The sequence below is a fragment of the Streptomyces sp. SID486 genome, from assembly GCF_009865385.1.
In the GTDB taxonomy this organism is placed as follows: Bacteria; Actinomycetota; Actinomycetes; order Streptomycetales; family Streptomycetaceae; genus Streptomyces.
Genome location: NZ_WWJT01000263.1, coordinates 1 through 8,659, shown reverse-complemented (window position 1 = coordinate 8,659; position 8,659 = coordinate 1). Strand labels below are relative to the sequence as shown.

6 protein-coding genes are annotated in these 8,659 nt (G+C 69.1%); 1 reads left to right on the top strand and 5 read right to left on the bottom strand.

All coding sequences use genetic code 11. The annotated features are described in order from the left end of the window. Positions 1-25: 25 nt before the first annotated feature. The 5 genes from tkt to GT045_RS13045 form a co-directional block, all read right to left on the bottom strand. Positions 26-2,137, bottom strand: coding sequence for a transketolase (tkt, locus tag GT045_RS13060; protein WP_161334271.1), 2,112 nt, complete (start codon positions 2,135-2,137; stop codon positions 26-28). A 226-nt stretch (positions 2,138-2,363) separates the two neighbouring features. After that, positions 2,364-3,029: an HAD family hydrolase gene (locus GT045_RS13055; RefSeq protein ID WP_161334268.1), complete on the bottom strand. Its 666-nt coding sequence runs from the start codon at positions 3,027-3,029 to the stop codon at positions 2,364-2,366. A 569-nt stretch (positions 3,030-3,598) separates the two neighbouring features. Beyond that, complete coding sequence (locus GT045_RS13050) at positions 3,599-4,711, bottom strand: ABC transporter substrate-binding protein (protein WP_161334267.1); 1,113 nt, start codon at positions 4,709-4,711, stop codon at positions 3,599-3,601. Positions 4,712-5,040: 329 nt separating this feature from the next. Beyond that, on the bottom strand, positions 5,041-5,340 hold the full coding sequence (locus GT045_RS38880) for a hypothetical protein (protein ID WP_202527933.1): 300 nt from the start codon (positions 5,338-5,340) through the stop codon (positions 5,041-5,043). 685 nt (positions 5,341-6,025) lie between these two features. Continuing rightward, positions 6,026-6,949 (bottom strand): GNAT family N-acetyltransferase, encoded by a 924-nt coding sequence (locus GT045_RS13045; protein WP_161334270.1) that lies wholly within the window; start codon positions 6,947-6,949, stop codon positions 6,026-6,028. Positions 6,950-7,459: 510 nt separating this feature from the next. On the opposite strand from GT045_RS13045, the gene GT045_RS13040 reads away from it, so the two are divergent. After that, positions 7,460-8,008 (top strand): hypothetical protein, encoded by a 549-nt coding sequence (locus tag GT045_RS13040; RefSeq protein WP_237538549.1) that lies wholly within the window; start codon positions 7,460-7,462, stop codon positions 8,006-8,008. Positions 8,009-8,659: the final 651 nt, after the last annotated feature.

The following is an 8,659-nucleotide window of genomic DNA, read 5'->3' as shown; positions in this document are numbered from 1 at the left end:
CGGGGGGCGGGGCGGGGCAGGCGGGTCAGCGATCGCCGGTGGGGGTCTGCAGGGCGCCGGCGCTGTCCGGGCCGACGGGGGCTAGCGGCGGTGCCTCGGCGGCGGCAAGGCTTTCCCGGGCCGCGGCGACGACCGCGTCCGCGGTGAGCCCGAACTGCTCGTACAGCACGGTGTAGGCCGCGCTGGCGCCGTAGTGGTCAAGGCCGACGATGCGGCCGGCGTCGCCGACGAACTCCCGCCAGCCCATGGGCACGCCAGCCTCGACGCTCACCCGGGCGCGCACCGCAGGCGGCAGCACCTGCTCGCGGTAGGCCCGGTCCTGGGCCGCGAACCACTCCCAGCACGGCAGTGACACGACCCTCGTCGGGATGCCGTCGGCCTCCAGCGTCTCCCGGGCGGCGACGGCGATCTGCACCTCGCTTCCGGTGCCCATCAGAATGACCTCGGGACTGCCGCTGGAGGCTTCGGCCAGCACGTAGCCGCCCCGGGCGACGCCCTCGGCCGACGCGAACCGTGTGCGGTCGAAGACGGGCAGGTTCTGCCGGGACAGGGCGAGTCCGGCCGGGCGGTCGTTGTGCCCGAGGATGGTGCGCCAGGCCACCGCGGTCTCGTTGGCGTCGGCCGGGCGGACGAAGTCCAGGCCGGGGATGGCCCGCAGCGCCGCGTAGTGCTCGATGGGCTGGTGGGTGGGGCCGTCCTCGCCCAGCCCGATGGAGTCGTGCGTCCACACGTAGGTGACCGGGAGCTGCATGAGCGCGGCCAGCCGCACCGCACCGCGCATGTAGTCGGAGAAGGTGAGGAACGTGCCGCCGTACACGCGGGTCCCGCCGTGCAGCGCGATGCCGTTCATGATCGCGCCCATGGCGTGCTCGCGGACGCCGAAGTGCAGCGTGCGCCCGTACGGGCCGCCCGACCACATCTTGGTCTGCCGGTCCTCGGGCAGGAACGAAGCCTCCCCCTTGACCGCGGTGTTGTTGCTCTCCGCCAGGTCGGCCGAACCACCCCACAGCTCCGGCAGGACCGGGTACAGGGCGGCGAGGACCTCGCCGGAAGCCTTCCGGGTCGCCACGCCCTTCGGATCGGCATCCCAGACCGGCAGGTCGTCCGCCCAACCCTGCGGCAGCCGACGGGTGGACAGCCGCTCAAGCAGCGCGGCACCGTCGGGGTTGCCGGCCCGCCACGCGTCGAAGCGCTGCTGCCATGTCGCGTGCGCCTGCGCGCCGCGCTCGGCGACCCGGCGGGCGTGCTCGAGCACCTCCGGGTCTACCTCGAAAGTCTTGTCGGGGTCGAAGCCGAGGATCTCCTTGGTCGCCCGGACCTCGTCCTCGCCCAGCGCGGATCCGTGGGCCGCGCCGGTGTTCTGCTTGTTCGGCGCGGGCCAGCCGATGATCGTGTGCAGCACGATGATCGACGGGCGGCCGGTCTCGGCCCGGGCAGCGGCCAGCGCGCGGTCGACCGCGGCCAGGTCCTCGCCGTCGTCGACGTGCTGCACGTGCCAGCCGTAAGCCTCGTACCGCTTGCCGACGTCCTCGGTGAACGCGACGTCGGTGTCGTCCTCGATCGAGATCCGGTTGGCGTCGTAGACCAGGACCAGATTGCCCAGCTCCTGAGTGCCGGCCAGCGATGACGCCTCGCCGCTGACACCCTCCTCCAGGTCGCCGTCGGAGGCGAACGCCCAGATCGTGTGGTCGAAGACACTCTCGCCCTCGGGGGCGTCGGGGTCCAGCAGACCGCGCTCGCGGCGGGCGGCCATCGCCATGCCGACGGCGTTGCCGACGCCCTGGCCGAGCGGACCGGTCGTCGTCTCCACCCCCGGTGTGTGGTTGACCTCGGGATGGCCCGGGGTCACAGAGCCCCAGGTGCGCAGCGCCTGAAGGTCGGCCAGCTCCAGGCCGTAGCCGGACAGGAAGAGCTGAATGTACAAGGTGAGGCTCGAGTGCCCCATCGACAGCACGAAGCGGTCACGGCCGACCCAGTTCGGATCGCCCGGGTCGTGGCGCAGCCACTTCTGGAACAGCAGGTAGGCGGTGGGGGCCATGCTCATCGCGGTGCCGGGGTGGCCGTTGCCGGTCTTCTGTACGGCATCCATCGCCAGCACGCGCACGGTGTCGATCGCGCGGCGGTCGAGATCGCCCATCCCTTCGGGGAGGGTGGGGTGCGGCTGGAAGGGGTTGCCGGTGGGTGCGTCACTCGCGGCCTCGGCGGGAGCCTCGGGGCGGGTGCTCGTCGCTTCGGTGGCGGGGTCTGCCTCATTGGCGGTCATCGGTGGCGGTACTCCCTCGGGGGTGGGACGGTAGATGCTTTTCACGGCGCGGCCGGTATCTGGCACCGCAACCGGGCGGGGCCCGGCGACGGTGAGGGCGTCAGGCGAGTGGGGTGTCGTCCAGTGCCTTCGCGAGGTCGCCGGGGGTGTCATAGAGGGCGATGGCGCCGGCCTTCCGCAGCTCGTCGTCCCCGAAGCCGCCGGAACGGACGACGATCGCCGGCATCCCCGCTCTCTTGGCCGCCTCAACATCCCACACCGAGTCGCCGACCATCACACTCGACGCGTCGGGCGGTGCTCCCGACTTCTGAAGCGCCACCTGCAGCAGATCCGGCGCCGGCTTGGAGGACTCCACATCGGCGCTGGTGGTCCAGTCGTCGACGATGTCACGGGCGCCCAGCATGTCCAGAAAGACCTCCACGTGACGCTGCTGAGCAGAGCTGGCCAGCACCAGCCGGTGACCGCGCTCTTTGACCGCCACGAGGAGATCGCGAGCACCGGGCAACGGCGCCATCTCCTCCAGCAGCTCGTCGACCTCCCTGCCCTGCTGCTCCCTCGCCCGGTCGCCCACCCGGCGCTCCAGTTCCTCGCCACCGACAGCGGTGACCACCTGATCCCCGCCCATCCCGATCAGCCGGTGCAGCCGCCACACCGGATAGATCTCGCCCACCGAGCGCAGTGCCCGGTACCAGGCGAGGGCATGGTGGTAGTTGGAGTCGATGAGTGTCCCGTCGATGTCGAGGACGGCGATGGCGGATGCGGTCACGCCCACCGGCTACCCGCCGGCCCGGTACCCACACGGAGACCGCGGAACCAACAAGGCGATCGCCGGGGGCGGTGCGGTCACGGCTCCCCGGCACTGTTGCTCAGCAGGTGTGACCATCTCACTCTCGTCTCGGGCACGCCCGCGCCCCGCCCACCGGCCGTGACATGGCCAGGCTGGCTGCGGCGAAGGCTGCCGCGCCAGTGGCCACCGGCGGGCTCCCGCCCGCCCGCGGCTGAATCAGCGCTGCGCCCTGTGGTCCCGGAGGGCACGAGGGGCGTCCGTAGCCCGCAGCGCGGCGCACAGGGCGTCTTCTGCGGCGGGCTGTGCTGGCCGCGGTTCCTTCTTCGGGACGCCCAGTCACCCTGCTGGAGGCGCTCAGGGCACACGACGCCCGGGTGGAGCAGCTCGCCCAGCAGCAGGCCCAGAGCCGTGTGGGAGGCGTTTAAAGGCCGCCGCCGACCTTCGAGGGCGCGGTCCAGGCTGACGAGAGGACCGTCGGGGGCGCCCCAAGTTCGGACAGATCTGGGTAGTCGGACCTCCGTGCTCACCTCACCTCAGCTCAGCTCAGCTCAGCTGGCGTGAAGGATCCGAAAGCGACCGGGTTCCGCCGGATCTCGATCAACGACTTGGATCGGCGTCCCAGCCCATTGCCAAACGCTGATGCCCGGCGCGCGGGAGAACTGGATCTGCCCGCGGGTGCCGACGACCACGACACGCGGCCAGGATTCGGCGATGCGCGCCCGGTCCGCGCCGTGAGAACGCAGCACACCGGCGAGGACGGTGACCGTGTCGTAGCCCTCGTAGGCGACGAATGAGGGCGCTTCGCCCAACTGCTCGCGCAGGGCCTTCTCGACTCGTGCACCGAGTGGGCTGAGGTCCTCGGGCAGGTAGCGCAAGAACGGGACGCCGGCACCGTCGTCGCCCAGCGATGTCGCCCATTCGGCGAACTCCGGTTGCCCGGCCGGAGCACCGATCAAGATATCGGCGAGGCGCTGGTCGCCGCGGACGGATCTGACGATCGGCACTGCCGGATCCGGGTGACCGACCAGCAGAAGAAGGGCCGTCGCCCGATTGTCGGCGAGTTCGTCGCACACGTCATCGGGGGTGAGCGCACTCATGTCGAGTTCGACGACGGTGCCGCCGCGTGCAGCGAGGTGGTCCCGCAAAATGCGGGTACCGCTTGCCCAGTAGACACTCGGCTGGGCCGCTACGGCGATGCGGCGGTGGCCCGCGCCGAGGAGGAAGTCCGCGTAGACCTGCCAGCCGCGGGACTGCGGCGGGGAGAGGCGCGCGACCCATTCCGTCGGCTGTTCGGTGAGCGCGTCGAGAACCGCCGAAGAGCAGAGGAATGGGAGGCCCAGGGCGTCGGCCCTACCGGCAGCGGCGCGCGCGACGACGCTGTGGTACTCCCCCGCCAAGGCGGCCACCCCCAGGCCGGCCAATTCGTCCACGGCCGCCGCGGCCCTCTGTGGATCAGCCGCGGTGTCTCGAACCACCAGCTCAAGTGGCCTTCCGCTGATACCGCCTACCTCGTTGACTTCGCGAACGCCCAGCTCCAGTCCGGCGAGCAAGTGTCGGCCCGCCTCGACCCAGCCGGGCCGAGTCAGCGGAACGAGAGCGCCGATCCGGATGGGCGATCCGTCAGTCCGCTCCGCGCGTGTAGGCGATGGTGGCGTACTCATGCGTGGCGTCTCCCTTGTGACGAGTCGGTTGCAGCCCGCTCGGTGCGCAGAGCGGCAAGGTCAGGTAGTACGCGTTCAGCTCATCTCACCGTGGCGGGCGCACCAGGGTGATCATGGCGGACATTGCATCCACCACCATCGCCAACAGGCAACCGGTTATTTCCACGTGCCCCCCGGCTGCACCTGCGGCCTCTACCTCGCGGGACCGAACCTGCGATCCTCACTCCGCAGGCGCTCTGACCTCACGTCAACCTCCGAAGGGCTCCCGGAGTCGACCCTGAGCGCGGCCGGGCCGGGCGGCGGATATCCAGATCAAGCGGCCCTGCTTGTCAGTCAAGGGTGAGGAAGTGCAGTCCGTGATGGCGGTGTTTGCCGGAGTAGTTCCGCCGGTCGGCTCGTTCGGTGCGCCGCTGGGCGGGGATGAGGGTGCCGTTGTTCAGGACGACCTTCTTCAGGGCGCGGTCCAGGCCCGGTGCCTGGGCGGCGAGCAAGGTGATCAGCTCGTCGCGCCAGCGGCGGACGGTGGACTCGGAGACGTTGTCACCGCCGGCCATGTCGGCCAGGCCCTGGTCGTGACCGAGGACGGCAGGACGATCACAGCGATCCGTCCGGGCGGAAGTGGCCGCCACCGGGACCGTATCGCCTTCAGGTGTCGCCGGAGCAGATCGGCGAGGTGGTTGACGATGTGCGTGGACAGCGGTAGACGGCACTGGTAGGCAGGCGGGTAAGGGTCCTCGACGTGGACAGGAAGCGAACCGCCCCGTTGGGCAGTTCGCGCAGCAAACCCCGATCGGCCAGTCGGACCAACTTCCCGCGAAGCGGTTCCAGCTTGGCCCGCACGCCGACATCCACCCCCCAGCATCTCACCGACCTGCCGGCCATCATCGGTCCCGGGCCGTGCCGCACGGCGATGAGACTGCGCTGGTAGTTCGATGGGAGAGCGGCTTCCCTCACACCTGACGTGCGGTGCGGGATCAGCATCACCGCCCGGCCACCCACCTGCCCGGGCGCCGCCGCGGCCGAGGCGCGCTCATCGGCGAGTTGCTCGCTGACCCGCTCAAGGACTCGATCGGCGACAGCGAACTCGTCCAGCTCGGCCCGTACCTGGCCTTGGAGCCTTCTCGAATCATGTCCATGCGCAAGGCTGTCAGCGGTTTCCTGCTCACTGCGGTGGCGTGCTGGCCAGGGTTTTACCGACCGTGCCCGTGACGCGCCGGGTGAGCGCGTTGGCATGTGTTGCATGCCCCCTTGTTGATGTGCTGATGATCGGGGGTGGCGGGGACACCGTCTGCGGAGCCCACGCCCAGTGGTCGGTCAGGTCCAGGTCATGGTGATCTCACGCCCGAAATTGATGTATCCAGCGCGCTGGAAGGCGTTCGCCATCGGGATGTTGCCGAGGTCTGTGGACGCGCGGATGTGGGGGACGTCCTGTTCGGCAAGGATTCGAGTGCCCTCGGCGAGAATGTCGTCGATGTAGCCGTTGCCGCGGTGTGAGGGCAGGACTGCGATATAGGCGATGATCGCGTTGTAGTCGTTGCGGGCCGGAATGACGAACCCGACTGGCTCTCCGTGGGGCAGTGCTGCGATTCGCCACCAGCACCGCGGGCTGGTGTAGCGCGCCAGCTCGTCTTCGTAGTGCCGGACGGCCGCTTCGTGCACTGACATCCGGGTCAGGTCGTCACGGCCATGTGCGTCCAGCGTCCCGTCAAGGACCGAGGCCATCAGAGCCACGATTTCTTCGCCATTGTGGACCGGCCGGAAGGTGAGGCGCCGGCTTCGCTCAGGAACGGGCGATTCCGGACGCCACTCCAGGCGCAGTCGTTCGACGAAGAGCCGGGCACCGGTCCGTTCAAGTACCGTCATGCGGTCTTCGACGGCTTGTCTCGTCACCGCGTTCTCACGCCAGTCCGGCGGGATGAGACGGCTGTACTCAGGGGGACGCGACCTGTTCGGGAGGACAGCGGCCATGGCGGTCTGCAGAAGATGCACTCCGATGTCCACGTGATGGGAGCCCGAGGCGCTGTCTTCGATGTCGAGGATGTCCAGGGTGAGTGGTGCGTCGCCGCCTGACCGACTCCACCAGGCTGTTCTGGCGAGCAGGCGGTCACCGCGCAGGGCGACCCACATCCACTCGGGACGTCGGCGGCCGTCGGCAAGGTCGTCCGCCAATTCTTCGTTGAGGACGTAAGGCAGTTGGGAGAAGAGGTCGACTTCTTCGCGTCCGGTGATCGGGCGCATGGTCACGTCGTTCGTTTTCACGGTCAAGGCACGCTCCGGTGAAGGCGCCCGTCCGCTCCGGGGTCAGACGCGGTCCGCATCCCGGGAGGACACAAGCGCGGTGATCATGGGGATCATGGGCTTATCTCTCCTCTCACTGTCGTGGCCCGTCAACCTTCGTGGTGGGGGTCCGGCGGTAACGTCTATCCAACCGCGGCCCTCGTCCGCAAACTCTTTTCGATCACTCTGCTTCCGACAGTGCCGGCCACGCACAGCCGCCTCCCCGGTTGCACGAGCGGCGCGCGGCTCCAGGATCGCTGGCCATCCCCAGGCGGGCTAACGGGTCCGGCTCCGCCACCTGCGCGGCCGGGGCAGCCACGGCACCGCGAGTCGTGCCCGCTTGCCGCAGCCTGAGAGATCGGTGCCTCCCACGCGAAGCCCTCTCATTCGGGTCACAGGTTGACTACATCCACATCGCATTCCGAGGCACCAGCCGCATGATTTCGTCATCGCGCGATCCCTGGGGGACCTATGAATGACACGACACACACGCCTCCGATGCCCAGTGCTTCGCCGCCCCCGCCGCTGAGACCGAAGAATTCCCGCACGAACCTCGTCATCATCGGCTCAGCTGTCGCTGTCATCGCTGCGGTCGTGGCCACTGGGGTGGTGGTTGTGCAGGCCACTGACAACGACAGCAAGCCAGCCGCGGTCGAGACTCCGGCTGAAGAGGTGACAAACGCAGCCTCTGATGATCCCGCGCCGAGGTATGCCGGGATCACTGTCAACAGTTTCACGATCAAGCTGCGCACCACCAAGCGGCAGTGCTTCGGGTCAGCGGGCTGCAATATGACGCTCGAACCGAGCCTCACCTATCTGGGCGACAGCGCAAGCATCAACCCTCACGCCGTGTACGAGATCACCTACGAAATCCACGGTGACGAGTCCGGCCCGGTGATCGAGACAGCCGAGCTGTCGAGGCAGACCAGATTGAACTACACGCCATCCTCGATCAGTACTGCTTCGGCTGGCACCAGGGTGTCTGTAGAGATCACCGACGTAGCGTTGCAGGGGGAATGAGGCGTTGTTGTCACGGCACCGCCGCGCCGGCGTCACGGACACAGGGCGGCGCAACTCCCCCGGCGCTGTCGGGCATACGTCGACCTCGGGGCGCCTCTCCCAGCCGCAGCCCAGCTCCGGCAGGCCGACACAGGAGCACAGCCGGTCGGCAGCCGGAATGGGAGGCTTGAGGTACCCCGGCGGCTGAAAGGCGGCCAGTAAGAACTGAACTTGACGCCCTGGCGGGCACGATCGCGTGCGTCGGTTTTGTCGGCAAGGCCGCCGTGCCGCTCGACACCGGTGCCCTGTGCGCCTCCGGCGCCACCGTCCGGACCGTCGCCGTCGCAAGCCGCGCCCAGTTCACCGTGATGAACGCCTTCATCGAGCCTCACGGACTACGGCCCGTGATCGACCGTGTCTTCCCCTCGATGCAGCCGTGGACGCCTACTGGCAATACGCGACCGGCGCTCCCTTCGGCAAGGTCGTCGTCAGCCACTCCTACGCCTCCCCGCAGGCCCCTGCTGGGGCATGACGAGCAGTCAGAGGCTTGAGTGCCGGACGTGGCGACCTCCCAGTCGGTCGGCACGGCCTCGGCCGAGGCCCTCGGCGCCCGGGAGCGTGGCGGGATCTCCTGGTGAGGTTGTCCGTGATCTGCATGACGGCGATCGGCGG

Excerpts from the sequence above, each read along its gene's own strand:
- tkt (WP_161334271.1), bottom strand. The coding sequence starts at position 2,137 with ATGGGCGATCTCGACCGCCGCGCGATCGACACCGTGCGCGTGCTGGCG.
- GT045_RS13050 (WP_161334267.1), bottom strand. The coding sequence starts at position 4,711 with ATGAGTACGCCACCATCGCCTACACGCGCGGAGCGGACTGACGGATCG.
- GT045_RS13045 (WP_161334270.1), bottom strand. The coding sequence starts at position 6,949 with ATGCGCCCGATCACCGGACGCGAAGAAGTCGACCTCTTCTCCCAACTG.
- GT045_RS13040 (WP_237538549.1), top strand. The coding sequence starts at position 7,460 with ATGAATGACACGACACACACGCCTCCGATGCCCAGTGCTTCGCCGCCC.